Genomic DNA, 16,982 nt, shown 5'->3' with positions numbered 1-16,982 from the left:
AGAAGGAGCTGCATCATGATTGTCCGCCCGGTTCAAGTCACCGACCTGCCCGCCCTGCTGGATCTGGTGCAACGGGCCGGCCCCGGGTTCACCACCCTGCCGGCCAGTGAAGAACGTCTGACCCACCGAGTGCGCTGGACCCAGCGCACCTTTGCCGAACAGGTAGAGCGTGCGGACGCCGATTACCTGTTCGTGCTCGAAGACGACGATCAACAAGTGGTCGGCGTCAGTGCCCTGGTGGGAGCTGTCGGCCTGCGGGAGCCCTGGTACAACTATCGGGTCGGACTCACGGTCAGCTCGTCGCCGGACCTGGGTATTCAGCGCCAGATCCCCACGTTGTTCCTGAACAACGAAATGACCGGCCAATCGGAAATCTGTTCGCTGTTTCTGCGACACGATCAACGTCATGGCAGTAATGGTCGATTGCTGTCGCTGGGGCGCCTGCTGTTCGTTGCCGAATTTCCCCATCTGTTCGGCGACAAGCTCATTGCCGAACTGCGCGGCAGTGCCGACGAACAAGGTTGCTCACCGTTCTGGGACAGCCTGGGCCGGCATTTTTTCAAGATGGATTTCAGCCATGCCGATCACTTGTCGGGGCTAGGCAGCAAAGCGTTCATCGCCGAACTGATGCCGCGCCAACCGCTCTACACTTGCTTGCTCACCGAACAGGCGCAGGCGGTGATCGGCAAGCCGCACCCGACCACCGAACCTGCGCTGAAGATCCTCGCCGCCGAGGGGTTTGCCCATAAGGGTTACATCGACATCTTCGACGCAGGCCCGGTGATCGAAGCCCCGGTGTCGAGAATCCGCACGGTGCGTGACAGCCAACGCTTGGAGCTGGCCATCGGCACGCCCGACGACCAGGCGCCAATATGGCTGATCCACAACCGCCGCCTGGAAAGCTGCCGCATCACCACTGCCCAGGCGCGGCTGGTCGGCAACAGCCTGATCGTCGACCGCCTCACCGCCAAACGCCTGCAACTGCAACCCGGCAACTCGGTCCGCGCCGTGCCGCTGCGCAACCAACAACAGCAGGCGGTGGCGGCGTGATCGGAAAAGATCGCAGCCTTCGGCAGCTTCTACATCATTCTTTACCCGCCCACATCGATCGTTGAACATCCAAGGAGCTGCCGCAGGCTGCCGATCTTTTGATCTTGCATCCCTTGGCCGGCAAATTCGTCATCATTCTTCACCCGCCCACGTGATAGCCTTTTGTTCCTTCGGCGTTGACACTTTTGCTCAAGCCCTTCCATTCCTTTGTATTGGTGGAACTCATATGTCCAGGCTGTCACATCAAGATTTGCGCCGTAATTTCCGCCAACTGTTCGCTTCCAACGCCTGCTATCACACCGCGTCGGTCTTCGACCCCATGTCGGCACGTATCGCCGCTGATCTGGGTTTTGAAGTGGGGATCCTCGGTGGTTCGGTCGCGTCGTTGCAGGTACTGGGCGCCCCCGACTTTGCCTTGATCACCCTGAGTGAGTTCGCCGAGCAGGCTACCCGCATCGGCCGCGTAGCCCAATTGCCGGTGATCGCCGACGCCGACCACGGCTATGGCAACGCACTCAACGTCATGCGCACCATCGTCGAACTCGAACGCGCTGGCGTGGCCGCCCTGACCATTGAAGACACCTTGTTGCCCGCGCAATTCGGCCGCAAGTCCACTGACCTGATCGGGGTCGCGGAAGGCGTCGGCAAGATCCGCGCAGCTCTGGAAGCCCGGGTCGACTCGGAAATGGCGATCATTGCGCGGACCAATGCCGGGATCCTGCCGGTTCAGGAAATCATCAGCCGCACCCAGCAATACCAACAGGCCGGGGCGGACGGGATTTGCATGGTGGGCGTGCGGGACTTCGACCACCTCGAACAAATCGCCGAGCACCTGAGTGTGCCGCTGATGCTGGTCACCTACGGCAACCCGCTGCTGCGCGACGACAATCGCCTGGCCGAACTGGGCGTGCGCGTCACCATCGACGGCCATGGCGCCTACTTCGCGGCGATCAAGGCGACTTACGACAGCCTGCGCGAACAACGCCAGATCTTTACCCAGGCGTCGGACCTGAGCGCCACCGAACTGACTCACACCTATACGCAGCCTGAGGATTACATTCGTTGGGCGAAGGAATACATGAGCGTCAAGGAGTGAGGGTTCGGCTGAAATGATGGTGTGGCATCTGGCCCCTTCGCGAGCAAGCCCGCTCCCACACTGGATCTTCTGTGAACACATTATTTGTGCACGCCAGCAATCAAATGTGGGAGCGGGCTTGCTCGCGAAGAGGCCAGATGAGACACCGCTAAATCGCGACCTTGAACTTCCCTATTCCGAACCACCGCCAACCCCGTGGCGAGGGGGCTCGCCCCCGTTCGGCTGCGCAGCAGCCGTAAATCCAGGCGACTCGGTGAGTCTGAAAGAATGCAGGGGGCCGCTACGCGCCCCAACGGGGGCAAGCCCCCTCGCCACAGAGAGCTGCGCCCGAGCTGTGTGGCTTATTTCTTGGTCAACTCCATAATCATCCTCGACAACAGATAAATCCGCGGCGCCACGCTCTCGACCTCGGCGTATTCCTCTGGCGTATGGATATTCCCGCCGACAATCCCGAACCCGTCCAGCGTCGGTGTACCCACCCCGGCCGAGAGGCTGGCATCCGCCGCCCCGCCGCTGCCTTCTTCCGTCAACTTGCGGCCAATTTCGCCATAAATCCCTTGGGCCATGGCCATCAAGCGATCTGACTCCGCCGTTTGCGGCATCGGCGGCAAGCCGCGTTTAAGGGTGGTAGTCACTTCAGTCTCGGGAATCAGTTTGTCTTTCGAGACCCGTGCCAGGTCCTTTTCGATCCGGTCGAACTCTTCCGGCACCGCTGCCCGCACGTCAGCCTTGGCGGTGGCCTGATCCGGAATCACGTTGGTGCGGTCGCCAGCGTTCAGCACGGTGAAGTTGATGGTGGTTTTCTTCTGCGCATCGCCCAGTTTGCCGAGTTGCAGAATCTGGTGCGCGGCTTCCATGGCGGCGTTACGCCCCAGTTCCGGCGCGACGCCAGCGTGAGATGCCTTGCCTTTGACCTCGACCATGGCGGTGGCGCTACCTTTGCGCCATATCACCAAACCATCGGCTGGGCGGCCCGGTTCGAGGTTGAGCGTCACGTCGTGGGCCTTGGCGGTTTTCTTGATCAGATCAGTGGCGACGTCCGAGCCGGTCTCTTCGCTAGCGTCGAGCAGGAAGGTGATTTGCGCATAGTCCTTGAAATCGAGGTTTTTCAGGACTTTCAGCGCATAGATCCCGGCGACGATGCCGCCCTTGTCGTCCATCACGCCCGGACCATAAGCGCGGCCCTCCTTGATCTGGAACGGGCGCGCGGCGGCCGAGCCTTCCTTGAACACGGTGTCCATGTGTGCCATCAGCAGGATTTTCGCCTTGCCGGTGCCTTTAAGCGTGGCCAGTACATGGTTGCTCTTGTCCGGGGTGTTGGGCACAAGTTCGATGGTGGCACCGAGTTTCTTCAACTCCTCGATGGCGATGTCACTCACCTGGGTCAGGCCCGGTTCATAACCGGAGCCGGAGTCGATGTTCACCAGGCGTTCCAGCAGTTTCAGGGCTTCGCCTTTGTACTGTTCGGCATCGGCGAGGACTTGTTTATGGGGTTCGGCGAAGGCTGCGGGGGTGAAGGCGCCGAGGGCGAGGGTCAGGCCGAGGCTGGTGGCCAGGAGGGAGCGAGAGCGTTTGAACGTCATGAATCGATCCTTGTTTCGTGTCGGGGGTCGAAAATACCCTACCTGACTACGACGCAAGGCTCTACACCGGATGCGACATACACAAACCTGAATGACCACACATCCCCTGTGGGAGCGGGCTTGCTCGCGAAAGCGGTGTATCAGGCAACAATGATGTCGACTGACACTCCGTCTTCGCGAGCAAGCCCGCTCCCACAGGGATTTGTGGTGATTTGGTTACACCGAATCGAGCAACTCTTTATGCGGTTTACCATCGCTGTGGCAGATGACGCGGTTGCGGCCGGTGGTCTTGGCTTCGTAGAGCGCCTGGTCGGCGTCGTTGAGCCACAGGGTCGCGTCGTCGTGGGCCGGGTTGAAGGCCGCCAGGCCGATGCTCAAACTGACTTTCAGCGCTGGGTTCTGCTCATAACCCAACGTGGCGAAACGATCACGCAGCGCATCCATCGCCACGGCGGCGCGGTCCAGCGGCAGGTCCGGCAGCAGCACACAAAATTCGTCGCCGCCATAGCGCCCGGCGACATCCGCTGCCCGCAGGTTCTGCTTGAGCATTTTGCTCAGCTGACGCAGGACAATGTCCCCAGCGACATGGCCGTAGGTGTCGTTGATGATTTTGAAATGATCGATGTCGATCAGCGCTATCGCCCCGCCCTGCTGCTGGCGCTGGCAACGCTGAAACTCGATTTCCAGCTGATCTTTCCAGGCACCGTGATTCAGCAGGCCAGTCAGGCTGTCGGTGCGGCTCAGGGCCAACAGTTCGCGCTTTTGTCGGCCAAGAGTATGGGCCTGATGGAAGCAGATCCAGCCCAGGGACATCGGATAAATCGACAGCAAAGGCAAACAGGCGTACAGCTGAAACGGACTGGTTTGCGGGACAAAAGCCGGCATGAACACCAGCAGCCCGACGCCGATCCCGAGCATCTGCGCGACGGCGCCCATCAACAGAAAACGCAAACCGCCGATGGCCACGTTGTGCATCGCCATCATCGACAGTGTTGCCGCGCTGGGCAGCGGATTGAACTGCATGGCGGCCACCCAGAAGCCGCCGAGAAACGCGTCCACCAGGATATTGCGGTGTTCGGCGTGGAAAGGAATTTTCGCCCGGCGCGCCCATTGATAGGCCACATGCGGCCAGAGCAGCCCGTTGAGCAGCATCACTACCCAGACCCAAGGCGCCGGGTTGAGTGGATACATGCCTGCGCCGACGCACAATAATCCAAGGGCCAGCCCCAGGATTCGTGACCCATAAAGCCTCCTGGCCAGTGAAAGTCCCTTTCCTCCCTTTTTTTCCATAGAGGCCTCTGTACCACTGAACGGAGCCTGACAACACACGGGATTGAAAGTGTGCTTGAAGTCTATCAGGGCGACGGCAAATAGCCATCACCGGTTGGCGGTCTGAATAGCATGGCCTCGCCATGAGCTGAATGCCCGATGTTTGGTCTATACATGAAGGGAGGGATCGCGCTCAAACCCACCGACCACACTCTGTCCTGATCACTGCAAAGGAATAGCCTGATGCTTTTGTTGGTTGTCACTATCGCCGTCTTCGTGGCCTGGAGCTGGTTGAGCTACCCGGCCATCGGTTACTGGCTCTATGACTTGAACATGGCGCTGGAGGCCCGGCTGTACCGGTTGCACAAGATCGTCGTGCCAATCCACGAAATGACCGTTTCGACCTGGCAAGGCGGGCCTTACGAAGCCTCCAGCAGTGTGCTGATGCTGCACGGCTGCAGCGCCGACAAGAACATCTGGCTGCGCTTCGCACGGCATTTTGTCGACGACTACCGGGTGATTATTCCTGACCTCGCCGGGCATGGCGAAACCGGCTTCAAGGCCGGCGGTGGCTATGACATCCCGGTCCAGGCCAAACGATTGATCCAGTTGCTCGATATCTGTGGGGTCGAAAAGGTACATGTGATCGGCAACTCCATGGGCGGCTACATCGCGGCGTGGCTGGCGGCCACTTACCCGGAGCGCATTATCTCGCTGGCGCTGCTCGACCCGGCCGGCGTCACTGCCCCGGAGCTTAGCGATATGGAGCGACACCTGGCCCGCGGCCACAACCCGTTTTTGATTCATTCCCGTGAAGAGTTCCAGTATTTCTACGCCATGACCATGGCCTCCCCGCCGTGGGTGCCGGGAATCGTGCTGGATGCCGTCGCCCAGCGCTATGAACAGCAGCGCGACGAACTGGAAGAAATCTTCAGGGACTTTCACGCCAGCCCGCCGATGGAGCCGAAACTGCCCGACATCAAATGCCCGGCGCTGCTCCTGTGGGGGCGCAAGGACCGTTTGATCGACGTCAGCAGCGTACCGGTCTGGAGCAAGGGCATCGCCGATCTTCGGGTGGAAATCTGGGACGGTGTCGGCCATATGCCGATGGTTGAGCAACCGGCCAATACGGCGCGGTTATATCGGGAGTTTTTGGGAAGGAAAAACTGATGAGATCCCCTGTGGTGAAGGGGGCAAGCCCCTTTGCGCTTGGTGGTGAACGATGAACATTCTTTACGACGAACGCATCGACGGTGTCCTGCCCAATGTCGACAAGGCTGCATTACTCAAGGCCTTGCAGCAGGAGGTGCCGGACCTGGACATCCTCTGGCGCGAAGAAGAACTCAAACCCTACGAATGCGACGGTCTGTCGGCCTATCGCACCACGCCGATGCTGGTCGCCCTGCCCCGGCAGCTGGAACAGGTGCAGGCGCTGCTCAGGCTCTGCCATGCCCGCAACGTGCCGGTGGTGGCGCGCGGGGCCGGCACCGGCTTGTCCGGCGGTGCACTGCCATTGGACAAAGGCGTGCTGCTGGTGATGGTGCGGTTCAACAACATCCTGCACATCGACCCCGCCGCCCGCACCGCACGGGTCCAGCCGGGGGTACGTAACCTGGCGATTTCCCAGGCAGCGGCGCCCTTCGGCCTGTATTACGCGCCGGACCCGTCCTCGCAAATCGCCTGCTCCATCGGCGGCAACGTCGCGGAAAACGCCGGTGGCGTGCATTGCCTCAAATACGGCCTGACCGTGCACAACCTGCTGAAACTCGAAGTATTGACCCTTGAAGGCGAACACCTGACCCTCGGCGCCGATTCGCTGGACGCGCCGGGCTTCGACTTGTTGGCGTTGTTCACCGGTTCCGAAGGCTTGCTGGGGATCATCACTGAAGTCACGGTCAAACTGCTGCCCAAACCCCAAGTCGCCAAAGTCCTGCTGGCGAGCTTCGACTCGGTGGAAAAGGCCGGTCGCGCGGTGGCCGAGATCATCGCCGCCGGGATCATTCCCGGTGGCCTGGAGATGATGGACAACCTGGCAATCCGTGCCGCCGAAGATTTCATCCACGCCGGTTACCCGGTGGACGCCGAAGCGATTCTGCTGTGCGAACTGGACGGTGTCGAAGCCGATGTCCACGACGATTGCGAACGAGTCCGCGAGGTGCTGCAGCAGGCCGGCGCCAGCGAGGTGCGCCAAGCCCGGGACGAAGCCGAACGCGTGCGGTTCTGGGCCGGGCGCAAGAACGCCTTCCCGGCAATTGGCCGCCTCTCGCCGGATTATTACTGCATGGATGGCACCATCCCCCGCCGCGAATTGCCCGGTGTACTCAAGGGCATCGCCAGCCTGGCGCAAGAGTACGGCTTGCGCGTGGCCAACGTTTTCCATGCCGGCGACGGCAATATGCACCCGCTGATCCTGTTCGACGCCAACCAGCCCGGTGAACTGGAACGGGCCGAAGCCCTTGGCGGCAAAATCCTCGAACTGTGCGTGAAAGTCGGCGGCAGCATCACCGGCGAACATGGCGTCGGCCGGGAGAAAATCAATCAGATGTGTGCGCAGTTCAACAGTGACGAATTAACCCTGTTTCATGCCGTCAAAGCCGCGTTCGACCCCAAGGGCCTGCTCAACCCCGGCAAGAATATCCCTACCCTGCACCGCTGCGCGGAATTCGGTGCGATGCACATCCACGCCGGGCAACTGCCGTTCCCTGAGCTGGAGCGTTTCTGATGCCGGACTTCGATGCCAGTGAAGCCCTGCTGGAGCAGGTCAAACAGGCGCGGGAGAACGCCACGCCGCTGCGCATTCAGGGCGGTAACACCAAGGCGTTTCTCGGCCGTGAAGTGGCCGGAGAAATACTCGACACCCGCGCCCATCGCGGCATCGTCAGCTACGACCCGACCGAGCTAGTGATCAGCGTTCGCGCCGGCACGCCGCTGAGCGAACTGTTTGCTGCACTGGACGCAGCAGGGCAAATGCTGCCCTGCGAGCCACCATCGTTCGGCGAAGGCGCCACTGTTGGCGGGATGATCGCGGCGGGGTTGTCCGGGCCGCGGCGCCCGTGGTCCGGTTCGGTGCGGGATTTTGTCCTCGGTACGCGGGTGATCAGCGGCCTCGGCACCCACCTGCGCTTCGGCGGTGAAGTGATGAAAAACGTCGCCGGCTACGACCTCTCGCGCCTGATGGTCGGCAGTTATGGCTGCCTCGGGGTGCTGACCGAAGTCTCGCTCAAAGTGCTGCCCAAACCCCGGCAATGCTTGAGCATCAGCCTGGACATCGACTGCGCCCGCGCCTTGGCCAATTTGGCGCAATGGGGCCAGCAACCGCTGCCCATCAGCGCCGCCAGCCACGACGGTCAGCGTCTGTATCTGCGGCTGGAAGGCGGCGAAGGTTCGGTCGCAGCCGCTCATCAACGGCTCGGCGGCGAACCGTTGGATTCCGGTTATTGGGCCGACCTGAACGAACAACGACTAGACTTTTTTAATGAGGGCCTGCCGCTGTGGCGCTTGTCATTGCCCAACAACCTCGGGCCTCTGGACTTGCCCGGTGAGCAACTGATCGACTGGGGCGGCGCGCAACGCTGGTTGAAATCCGCCGCCGACAACATTCAGTCGCGGGCCCTTGAACTCGGCGGCCACGCCACCTGTTTCAGCCATGGCGTCAGCGAGACGCCCTTCCAGCCGCTGGCCCCGGCGCTGCTGCGCTATCACCGGCAACTCAAGGCGCAACTGGACCCGCTAGGGCTGTTCAACCCCGGCCGGATGTACGCGGAACTCTAGGGGCGCTCTCAATGCAAACCAATCTCAGCGAACAGTCCAAACTACTGCCCCGCGCCGAAGAAGCGGACAAGATTCTGCGCACCTGCGTGCATTGCGGGTTCTGCAACGCGACGTGCCCGACCTACCAACTGCTGGGCGACGAACTGGACGGGCCGCGCGGGCGCATCTACCTAATCAAGCAAGTGCTCGAAGGCGCCCCCGCCACGGCCAAAGCCCAGTTGCACCTGGATCGCTGCCTGACGTGCCGCAACTGCGAAACCACCTGCCCGTCCGGGGTGGATTATCACAACTTGCTGGACATCGGCCGCGCCGTGATCGATCAAGCGGTGCCGCGCCCGGCCAGTCAGCGACTGTTGCGCCAAGGGTTGCGGGCATTGGCGCCGAATCCGAACCTGTTCAAGACCTTGCTGCAGATCGGCGCCACCTTCCGGCCGTTGCTACCACGGGGCGTTGAGGCAAAGTTGCCCCACGACCTTCCCGCCACAGGCAAGCGCCCTGCCCCTCGGCATGCGCGCCGGGTATTGATGCTCGAAGGCTGCGTGCAGCCCGGTCTGTCGCCGAACACCAATGCCGCGACCGCGCGGGTGCTGGATCGGTTGGGGATCAGCGTGATTCCGGCCCCAGACGCCGGCTGCTGCGGCGCGCTGGACTATCACCTCGACGCCCAAACCATGGGCCTGGACCGCGCCCGACGCAACATCGACGCCTGGTGGCCGCACCTGGAAAACGGCGCCGAAGCCATCGTGCAAACCGCCAGCGGCTGCGGCGCGTTCATCAAGGATTACGGGCATCTGCTGGAGCGCGATCCGGTCTATGCGGCCAAAGCCCAGCGGGTCAGCGAACTGGCTCTGGACCTGGTGCAAGTGCTGGCCGATGAACCTTTGGAACGGGTTTGCGCAGCCACCGACCAGCGAATCGCCTTCCATTGCCCCTGCACCTTGCAGCACGCGCAGAAACTCGGCGGCGCGGTGGAAGCCGTGCTGACCCGGTTGGGCTTCAATCTCACCACTGTGCCCGACAGCCATTTGTGTTGCGGCTCGGCCGGCACCTACTCGATCACCCAGCCGGAATTGGCCCGGCAACTGAGAGACAACAAACTCAACGCCCTGGAAAGCGGCCATCCCGAGGTCATCGCCACCGCCAACATCGGCTGCCAGAGCCACCTCAACAGCGCCGGACGAACGCCGGTCAGGCACTGGATCGAATTGGTGGACCAAGTGCTGCGATAACCGAATAGCCTACGTTGCAAGAACAGCCTGCATCGCAAGAACAGTCCTTGGCAGAATGAAGTTCGTCAGAAACTTCGTTTGTCGGCGCCGCCGAAGGCTGCGATCTTTTCCGGCATCCGTTACGTCACTGCGCCAGGAAACTTTTCATGAGCCATCCGAACTTCGTCAGCCCTGACCTGATCCGCCAACGCTTCTCCAAAGCGATGTCCGACATGTACCGCGAAGAAGTGCCGCTGTACGGCGCGCTGATGGAACTGGTGGAACAGACCAACCGCCACGTGCTGGACAGCGATCCGCAGATCGCCCAACAGCTGAAAAGCACCGGTGAAATCCAGCGACTGGACCTGGAACGCCATGGTGCGATCCGCGTCGGCACCGCCGCTGAACTGGCGACCCTCGCCCGCCTGTTCGCAGTGATGGGCATGCAGCCGGTGGGCTATTACGACCTGACCCCGGCCGGCGTGCCGGTGCATTCCACCGCGTTCCGTGCCGTGCATGAGGCGGCGTTGCAGGTCAGCCCGTTCCGGGTGTTCACCTCGCTGCTGCGCCTGGAACTGATCGAAGACACCGAACTGCGGGCCTTTGCCCAGTCAGTGCTGGACACGCGCTCGATCTTCACCCCGGTGGCATTGGCCCTCATTGAGCGCGCTGAAACCCAGGGCGGCCTGACCGAATACGAGGCGCAGGACTTCGTCGCACAAGCCCTGGAAACCTTCCGCTGGCACCACAGCGCCACCGTCACCGCCGAGCAATACCAGCAACTCAGCGCCCAGCATCGGCTGATCGCCGACGTGGTGGCGTTCAAAGGCCCGCACATCAACCACCTGACGCCACGCACCCTGGACATCGACATTGTGCAGGCGCAAATGCCCGCCCATGGCATCACCCCCAAAGCGGTAATCGAAGGCCCGCCCCGCCGCCAATGCCCGATCCTGCTGCGCCAAACCAGCTTCAAGGCGCTGGACGAACCGATTGCGTTTACCGATCAAGCCGAAACCCGTGGCAGCCATAGCGCCCGCTTCGGTGAAATCGAGCAACGCGGCGCGGCGCTCACCCCCAAAGGCCGGGCGCTTTACGACCGCTTGCTCAACGCTGCCCGGGATGAACTCAAGGACTTCCCCAATGAAGCCAACGCCGCACACTACAACGCGCTAATGACGCAGCACTTCGGCGAATTCCCTGACACCGTCGAGGACATGCGCCAACAGGAACTGGCGTATTTCCGCTACTTCGTAACGGAAAAAGGCCTGGCAGCGGATGAACTGAACGGCGCGTCGCTGGAAGATTTGCTCCGCGACGGCTATGTGCGGGTTGAACCGCTGGTGTACGAAGACTTTTTGCCGGTCAGTGCGGCGGGGATTTTTCAGTCGAACCTGGGGGATGCGGCGCAAACCCACTATGGCGTGCATTCGAACCAGCAAGCGTTCGAAAAGGCCTTGGGAAGGTCGACGATTGATGAGTTGGGGTTGTATGCGCAGACGCAGCGGCGGTCGATTGATGAGTGTTTGGCAGCACTGGGTTTGGACGTTTCCGAATAAGCGTTATGGCTGCAAAAAAGATCGCAGGCTTCGCCAGCTCCTACGGGGGATTGGGTACACCGCTGCATCGCGGTTGCACACGGTCGAGGTAGGAGCTGCCGCAGGCTGCGATCTTTTGGTCTTATTGCAGCTTCGCCAACAAAGCCTTGGCGGTCGCTTCCGACGAGGCCGGGTTCTGACCGGTCAGCAACAGACCATCCGCAATCACGTAACTCGCCCAATCATCGGCCTTGGAGTAAAGCCCTCCATTGGCCTTGAGCATGTCCTCCACCAAAAACGGCACCACATCCGTCAGCTGCACAGCGGCTTCTTCGGAGTTGGTGAAGCCCGTCACCCGCTTGCCTTTAACCAATGGCTGGCCGTCCGCATCCTTGACGTGACGCAACACCCCCGGCGCATGACAGACCGCCGCCACCGGTTTGCCCGCCGTGTAAAACGACTCGATCAGCGCAATTGAAAAGGGGTCTTCAGCCAGATCCCACAACGGGCCATGCCCGCCCGGATAGAAAACAGCGTCATAGTCTTCGGCCCTCACGGTATTCAGCACCCCGGTAGACGCTAATGCAGATTGGGCAGCGGAATCCTTGCGAAAGCGATCGGTGGCCGCAGTCTGCGCGTCTGGCTCATCGCTCTTGGGGTCCAGCGGTGGCTGGCCGCCCTTGGGTGAGACCAGGGTCAACTGCGCGCCAGCGTCCTTGAAGATGTAATACGGTGCGGCGAATTCTTCGAGCCAAAAGCCGGTTTTCTTACCGGTGTTACCCAATTGATCGTGGGACGTTAAAACCATCAGGATTTTCATGTCGTTCTCCAGTCGATTTCAGGGTTATTCAGTGATCTCGGCGCTGGGTTTGACCATCGGACAGCGCTGTTCGTTGCGCCCATTTTCGGGGTGACGGCTCATGGCCTTGATGCGCAAGAAGTTGCGCAACTATTTCGATGAAAAGCCCCCCAGCGACGCTGGACGCCAGGTTTATGAAGCCCTCCAGCCGAGTGCGCAAGAAGTTGCGCAATGCTGCGCAACTTCTTGCGCACCTTTTCAGCTGATCCTTGCCGAAAACCCTTTCGGCGCTGGATAAATCGTATCAACCACCTGATTTATATAGCTTTAATCATTTCTGGCACGGACCTTGATAACAGTCAGGCACCCACCGGGCGATACCGCCTCCCGGGCACCCTAACTTTTAGCAAGGAGCACATCCATGGCTACACCAGCGTACATGTCCGTTACCGGCGAGAAACAAGGCCTGATCACTGCCGGCGCGTTCACCGCCGACTCCGTAGGCAACACCTACCAGGAAGGTCACGAAGACCAGGTCATGGTTCAGGCTTTCAGCCACGACGTGATCATCCCGCGTGACCCACAGTCCGGCCAACCGACCGGTCAGCGTGTACACAAGCCAGTCGTGATCACCAAGGTCTACGACAAGTCCTCGCCACTGCTGCAAGCGGCGCTGACTTCCGGCGAGCGCATGAGCGAAATCGTTATTCAGTGGTACCGCACCTCGGCTCAAGGCACCCAGGAGCACTACTACACCACCAAACTGGAAGACGCGATCATCGTCGCCATCAACAACAAAATGCACAACTGCCAGGATCCGTCGAACTCGCACTTCACTCACCTGGAAGAAGTGCAATTCACCTACCGCAAAATCACCTGGACCCACGAAGTATCCGGTACTTCGGGTTCCGATGACTGGCGCGTTCCGGTCGCCTGATCCAGGCCGACCGTTTCAAGCATCGGCCAGCTCTGCTGGTCGATGTTGTTTACGTCCTTCCAGAATTTTGCGTCCGTTGACCCGGCTTCCGGGTCTCAACGAACGCCGCAGCACTGTACGAGGAACAAGGGATGTTCGCGCCGGCCAATCAGACTCACTTTGCCCTGACTATCGAAGGTCTGGAAAACGATCTCCAGGTCCTTTCCCTGCAAGGTCGGGAAGCCATCAGCCAGCCTTTTGTGTTTGAGGTGGAGCTGGTTAGTGAGCAGCCGTCCCTGGACCTCGAGACCCTGCTGCACAAACCGGCCTTTTTGCAGCTCTCGCCAGACGGCAGCGGCATCCATGGCCAGATCTATCGTGCCGCCCAAGGCGATTCCGGCAAACGCCTGACCCGCTACGCCGTGGCCCTGCGTCCGCAGCTGACCTACCTGGCGCACCGCATCAACCAACGCATCTTCCAGAACCTCACCGTGCCAAAAATCATTGGCATGGTCCTCGAAGAGCACGGCATCCAGAGCAATGCCTACGAATTCAAAGTCGGGGCGATTTATCCCGAGCGCATTTACTGCGTTCAATACGATGAATCGGACCTGCAGTTCATCCAGCGCCTGTGCGAGGAAGAAGGTATCCACTACCACTTCCAGCACAGCGCCACGGCCCACAAGCTGGTGTTCGGCGATGACCAGACGGTGTTCCCGAAACTCGCGCCCGTGGCCTACCAGCAAGACTCCGGCATGGTCGCCAATGACCCGGCGATCAAGCGCTTCGACCTGCGCCTGGAAACCCGCACCAGCCGCACCACCCGCCGCGACTACGACTTCGAAAAACCGCGCCTGACCCTGGAAAGCGAAAACCGTGGCGACGCCCTGCCCGACCTCGAAGACTACAACTACCCCGGCCGCTTCATCGACCGCGAACGCGGCAAGCACCTGGCCAAACGCGCCCTTGAGCGTCACCGCAGCGACTTCCAGCTCGCCGAAGGCAAAAGCGATCAGCCGTTGCTGGTCAGCGGCCACTTCCTGGCCCTGACCCAACACCCAAAAGCCAAATGGAACGACCTGTGGCTGCTGACCGAAATCCTTCACGAAGGCAAACAGCCGCAAGTGCTGGAGGAATCGGTCACCAGCGACACGACCCAGCTCAAGGACGATTTCCATCAGGGCTACCGCAACCGCTTCCAGGCCACCCCCTGGGACGTGCCGAACCGCCCGCCGCTGAACCACCCCAAACCACGCATCCTCGGCAGCCAGAGCGCCGTGGTCACCGGGCCGAAAGGTGAAGAGATCCACTGCGACGAATACGGTCGCGTCAAAGTGCAATTCCATTGGGACCGCATCGGTGCGGCCGACGACAAGACCAGCTGCTGGCTGCGCGTGTCCTCCGCCTGGGCCGGCGCCCACTACGGCGGTATCGCCATCCCGCGGATCGGCATGGAAGTGCTGGTCAGTTTCCTTGAAGGCGACCCCGATCAACCGCTGATCAGCGGCTGCCTGTACCACAAGGAAAACGTCGTCCCGTACGCCCTGCCGGCGAACAAGACCCGCAGCACTTTCAAAACCCTGAGCTCTCCGGGCGGCGGCGGTTTCAACGAACTGCGCATCGAAGACAAGAAAGGCCAGGAACAGATCTTCCTGCATGCCCAGCGCGACTGGGATGAAAACGTCGAACACGACCAGAAAATCCGCGTCGGCAACGAACGCCACGACACCGTCGAACAAAACAGCTACAGCGAATTCAAGGCCGAAGAACACCACACTGTCTACGCCGATCGCAAAGTCGAAACCCGCGCCAACGACTACCTGACCGTAGGCGTGAACCAGCACATCAAGATCGGCACCGGCCAGTTCATCGAAGCCGGCCAGGAAATCCACCTGAGCAGCGGCATGAAAGTCGTGCTCGAAGCCGGCAGCGAACTCACCCTCAAGGGCGGCGGCAGCTTCATCAAGATCGACGCCAGCGGAGTCACCCTCAGCGGGCCGGTGATCAACATGAACTCCGGGGGGAGTCCGGGGAGCGGAACCGGGGCGGCACCGTTGATGCCGGGGGTGTTGAAGCAGGCTGATGCGGATAAAGCAGGTGCGGTGCTGACCCCGGCCCAAGTCAACACCCTCAAACGCAACGCGCCATTCTGTGAAGAGTGCGAAAGGTGCAAAGCGGGTGTATGCGATATAGCAAAACCTGCCCAAGACACTAAAAAAACCAGCCACGACTTAGTATTTTTAGTCAATGATGAAAAAACGGGTAAACCGAAGCAGAATATTCCCTATCGAATAACGCTTGAATCCGGGATTATTGTTGATGGTGTCACTGACAACAAGGGGATGACCCAAAAAGTCTCATCTAACAAAGCTGAAAAAGCCACTATTGAGGCCCCGTATTATGGCAACACAACAAGCGACGCTCACCCCAACCACGGATCAGACACCTGTAACTGTTAGTATCCCGACCAAGGAGCTAAGCGGCACGCAATGGGTTGCACGATTCCCGACCAGTACAAGTGTGGGCGATCTCACGACTGAGTTCGAAGCCAGTGTGAACAAATTTATTGCAGCGATAAAAGAAGCCGGAGGCAGTGTTGCAATTTCGGCAACTTATCGGCCCAAAGAGCGTGCTTATCTGATGCACTATTCCTCAGCAATATCTAAAGGAATTATTGCACCAGAAGACGTACCTGAAATGGACGGTGTAAACATCGAGTGGGTTCATAGCACCTCAGCGCAATCAATCAGTGCTGCGACCAGCATGGCGTCGGGCTACGGAATTGTGTATCCGCCGGCACTTACAAGTCGCCATACACAGCGAAAAGCCATAGACATGACAATATCCAACATGTCTGGAAAAACAATTGTAAATGCTTCTGGCGCCTCCATTTTGATCACTCACTTAAGCGACTTGAATCCAGTAGGTACTACATATGGAGTTAAAAAGCTTGTTTCCGACCCTCCACATTGGTCGACCGATGGACATTAAACATACACTTTTCACCATTCTGACTATTTTTGCAGGGTCAGTACTTGCCCAAGACACTGGATTTGGATTCGTTAAAAACAATCCAGACGGGCAAACTTATTTATATACAACCCAGAACATTTCAAGCAACGAAGTCATTTCAGTCCAATTCCCTCAGGATGGAACCGTTGCTTGCTGCAAGTTAACAAAGACAACTGGGGAAAAACAGCAGCATAGCGATGCAATGGACCTGCTCAACGAATCCGATATGCACATCTATGGGCTCGACATTCAATACACAGCGCCTTTCATCGGCATAGCTGTAGTTGGTAACCATGCAACCGAAAACGGCGTTTCAGCCGTGGAGGTCAAGGACCAAGCTACAACTATCAGCACCTGCTTGAGTCAAGAAGGCGTTCATTTCTTCTCGAGAGAAAATGGGAGCTTGAACGGTCACTTGTATTTGAGCCTAGGTTACGATGCAGAGCCAACGTCAAATTCTTGCGAAACGGAAAATGCTGAGTCCGTTCCGACCGACGTCTCCGGCTACATCAAAAACAGAGACAACTGTGATTCTTTGCGCGGAGATATTCCTGAACGGGACCCCGCCGACCCGAAAAAACTCGATCGTGTCATCAGCGATATAAATAAATATTGCAAGGGCACCGACCAGCAACTGAAGCAGTTGAAAGAAAAATACTCCGGAAACGAAAGCGTTGAGAAGTTGCTCTCGACTTACGAAGAAAACATTGAAGCTGACATGAGTTTTTAGATTCACTCAT

At 59.7% G+C, this 16,982-nt stretch carries 15 protein-coding genes; 12 read left to right on the top strand and 3 right to left on the bottom strand.

What is annotated here, in order from left to right:
* Positions 1-15: 15 nt before the first annotated feature.
* Positions 16-1,050, top strand: coding sequence for an arginine N-succinyltransferase (astA, locus tag AB7M29_RS15215; protein ID WP_454247195.1), 1,035 nt, complete (start codon positions 16-18; stop codon positions 1,048-1,050).
* Positions 1,051-1,276: 226 nt separating this feature from the next.
* A complete protein-coding gene (locus tag AB7M29_RS15210) occupies positions 1,277-2,146 on the top strand; it encodes an isocitrate lyase/PEP mutase family protein (RefSeq protein ID WP_217858567.1) in 870 nt (289 codons plus the stop codon).
* 341 nt (positions 2,147-2,487) lie between these two features.
* Here the strand turns inward: AB7M29_RS15210 and AB7M29_RS15205 are convergent, their stop codons facing one another.
* Positions 2,488-3,729, bottom strand: coding sequence for a M20/M25/M40 family metallo-hydrolase (locus tag AB7M29_RS15205; protein WP_454247194.1), 1,242 nt, complete (start codon positions 3,727-3,729; stop codon positions 2,488-2,490).
* Between the two features lie 216 nt (positions 3,730-3,945).
* Positions 3,946-5,019, bottom strand: coding sequence for a diguanylate cyclase (locus AB7M29_RS15200; RefSeq protein ID WP_217858569.1), 1,074 nt, complete (start codon positions 5,017-5,019; stop codon positions 3,946-3,948).
* 222 nt (positions 5,020-5,241) lie between these two features.
* On the opposite strand from AB7M29_RS15200, the gene AB7M29_RS15195 reads away from it, so the two are divergent.
* From AB7M29_RS15195 to hglS, 5 genes are all read left to right on the top strand, one after another.
* A complete protein-coding gene (locus AB7M29_RS15195) occupies positions 5,242-6,168 on the top strand; it encodes an alpha/beta fold hydrolase (RefSeq protein ID WP_454247193.1) in 927 nt (308 codons plus the stop codon).
* A gap of 52 nt (positions 6,169-6,220) precedes the next feature.
* Positions 6,221-7,720 carry a glycolate oxidase subunit GlcD gene (gene glcD / locus AB7M29_RS15190; protein ID WP_123721115.1) on the top strand — a complete coding sequence of 500 codons (1,500 nt, stop codon included), beginning with the start codon at positions 6,221-6,223 and terminating at the stop codon, positions 7,718-7,720.
* Positions 7,720-8,769: a glycolate oxidase subunit GlcE gene (glcE, locus tag AB7M29_RS15185; RefSeq protein ID WP_454247192.1), complete on the top strand. Its 1,050-nt coding sequence runs from the start codon at positions 7,720-7,722 to the stop codon at positions 8,767-8,769. The genes glcD and glcE overlap by 1 nt, the downstream gene beginning before the upstream one ends.
* 11 nt (positions 8,770-8,780) lie before the next feature.
* Positions 8,781-9,998 carry a glycolate oxidase subunit GlcF gene (glcF, locus tag AB7M29_RS15180; RefSeq protein WP_454247191.1) on the top strand — a complete coding sequence of 406 codons (1,218 nt, stop codon included), beginning with the start codon at positions 8,781-8,783 and terminating at the stop codon, positions 9,996-9,998.
* Between the two features lie 146 nt (positions 9,999-10,144).
* Positions 10,145-11,536, top strand: a complete 1,392-nt coding sequence (hglS, locus tag AB7M29_RS15175; RefSeq protein WP_454247190.1) for a 2-oxoadipate dioxygenase/decarboxylase HglS — start codon at positions 10,145-10,147, stop codon at positions 11,534-11,536.
* Positions 11,537-11,657: 121 nt separating this feature from the next.
* Here the strand turns inward: hglS and AB7M29_RS15170 are convergent, their stop codons facing one another.
* Entirely contained in the window at positions 11,658-12,335 is a 678-nt protein-coding gene (locus AB7M29_RS15170) for a type 1 glutamine amidotransferase domain-containing protein (protein ID WP_217858574.1), read from the bottom strand.
* 100 nt (positions 12,336-12,435) lie between these two features.
* Between AB7M29_RS15170 and AB7M29_RS15165 the strand changes: the two genes are divergently transcribed.
* The 5 genes from AB7M29_RS15165 to AB7M29_RS15145 all read left to right on the top strand — a co-directional run bounded on the left by AB7M29_RS15165 (position 12,436) and on the right by AB7M29_RS15145 (position 16,972).
* A complete protein-coding gene (locus tag AB7M29_RS15165; RefSeq protein ID WP_217858575.1) occupies positions 12,436-12,612 on the top strand; it encodes a hypothetical protein in 177 nt (58 codons plus the stop codon).
* 123 nt (positions 12,613-12,735) lie between these two features.
* Entirely contained in the window at positions 12,736-13,251 is a 516-nt protein-coding gene (locus tag AB7M29_RS15160) for an Hcp family type VI secretion system effector (RefSeq protein ID WP_007900657.1), read from the top strand.
* Between the two features lie 131 nt (positions 13,252-13,382).
* Positions 13,383-15,689, top strand: a complete 2,307-nt coding sequence (gene tssI / locus AB7M29_RS15155) for a type VI secretion system tip protein TssI/VgrG (protein WP_454247189.1) — start codon at positions 13,383-13,385, stop codon at positions 15,687-15,689.
* On the top strand, positions 15,631-16,221 hold the full coding sequence (locus tag AB7M29_RS15150) for a hypothetical protein (protein ID WP_454247188.1): 591 nt from the start codon (positions 15,631-15,633) through the stop codon (positions 16,219-16,221). The genes tssI and AB7M29_RS15150 overlap by 59 nt, the downstream gene beginning before the upstream one ends.
* The gene (locus tag AB7M29_RS15145; RefSeq protein WP_454247187.1) at positions 16,211-16,972 is read left to right on the top strand and encodes a hypothetical protein; all 762 of its coding nucleotides are present in this window, start codon (positions 16,211-16,213) and stop codon (positions 16,970-16,972) included. Before AB7M29_RS15150 ends, AB7M29_RS15145 begins: the two co-directional genes overlap by 11 nt.
* The last annotated feature ends 10 nt before the right edge of the window (positions 16,973-16,982 follow it).

The sequence above is a fragment of the Pseudomonas sp. F-14 TE3623 genome, assembly GCF_053629015.1.
This window is presented reverse-complemented; position numbering and strand designations above follow the sequence as displayed.

Excerpts from the sequence above, each read along its gene's own strand:
- astA (WP_454247195.1), top strand. The coding sequence starts at position 16 with ATGATTGTCCGCCCGGTTCAAGTCACCGACCTGCCCGCCCTGCTGGAT.
- AB7M29_RS15210 (WP_217858567.1), top strand. The coding sequence starts at position 1,277 with ATGTCCAGGCTGTCACATCAAGATTTGCGCCGTAATTTCCGCCAACTG.
- AB7M29_RS15205 (WP_454247194.1), bottom strand. The coding sequence starts at position 3,729 with ATGACGTTCAAACGCTCTCGCTCCCTCCTGGCCACCAGCCTCGGCCTG.
- AB7M29_RS15200 (WP_217858569.1), bottom strand. The coding sequence starts at position 5,019 with ATGGAAAAAAAGGGAGGAAAGGGACTTTCACTGGCCAGGAGGCTTTAT.
- AB7M29_RS15195 (WP_454247193.1), top strand. The coding sequence starts at position 5,242 with ATGCTTTTGTTGGTTGTCACTATCGCCGTCTTCGTGGCCTGGAGCTGG.
- glcD (WP_123721115.1), top strand. The coding sequence starts at position 6,221 with ATGAACATTCTTTACGACGAACGCATCGACGGTGTCCTGCCCAATGTC.
- glcE (WP_454247192.1), top strand. The coding sequence starts at position 7,720 with ATGCCGGACTTCGATGCCAGTGAAGCCCTGCTGGAGCAGGTCAAACAG.
- glcF (WP_454247191.1), top strand. The coding sequence starts at position 8,781 with ATGCAAACCAATCTCAGCGAACAGTCCAAACTACTGCCCCGCGCCGAA.
- hglS (WP_454247190.1), top strand. The coding sequence starts at position 10,145 with ATGAGCCATCCGAACTTCGTCAGCCCTGACCTGATCCGCCAACGCTTC.
- AB7M29_RS15170 (WP_217858574.1), bottom strand. The coding sequence starts at position 12,335 with ATGAAAATCCTGATGGTTTTAACGTCCCACGATCAATTGGGTAACACC.
- AB7M29_RS15165 (WP_217858575.1), top strand. The coding sequence starts at position 12,436 with ATGGCCTTGATGCGCAAGAAGTTGCGCAACTATTTCGATGAAAAGCCC.
- AB7M29_RS15160 (WP_007900657.1), top strand. The coding sequence starts at position 12,736 with ATGGCTACACCAGCGTACATGTCCGTTACCGGCGAGAAACAAGGCCTG.
- tssI (WP_454247189.1), top strand. The coding sequence starts at position 13,383 with ATGTTCGCGCCGGCCAATCAGACTCACTTTGCCCTGACTATCGAAGGT.
- AB7M29_RS15150 (WP_454247188.1), top strand. The coding sequence starts at position 15,631 with ATGGCAACACAACAAGCGACGCTCACCCCAACCACGGATCAGACACCT.
- AB7M29_RS15145 (WP_454247187.1), top strand. The coding sequence starts at position 16,211 with ATGGACATTAAACATACACTTTTCACCATTCTGACTATTTTTGCAGGG.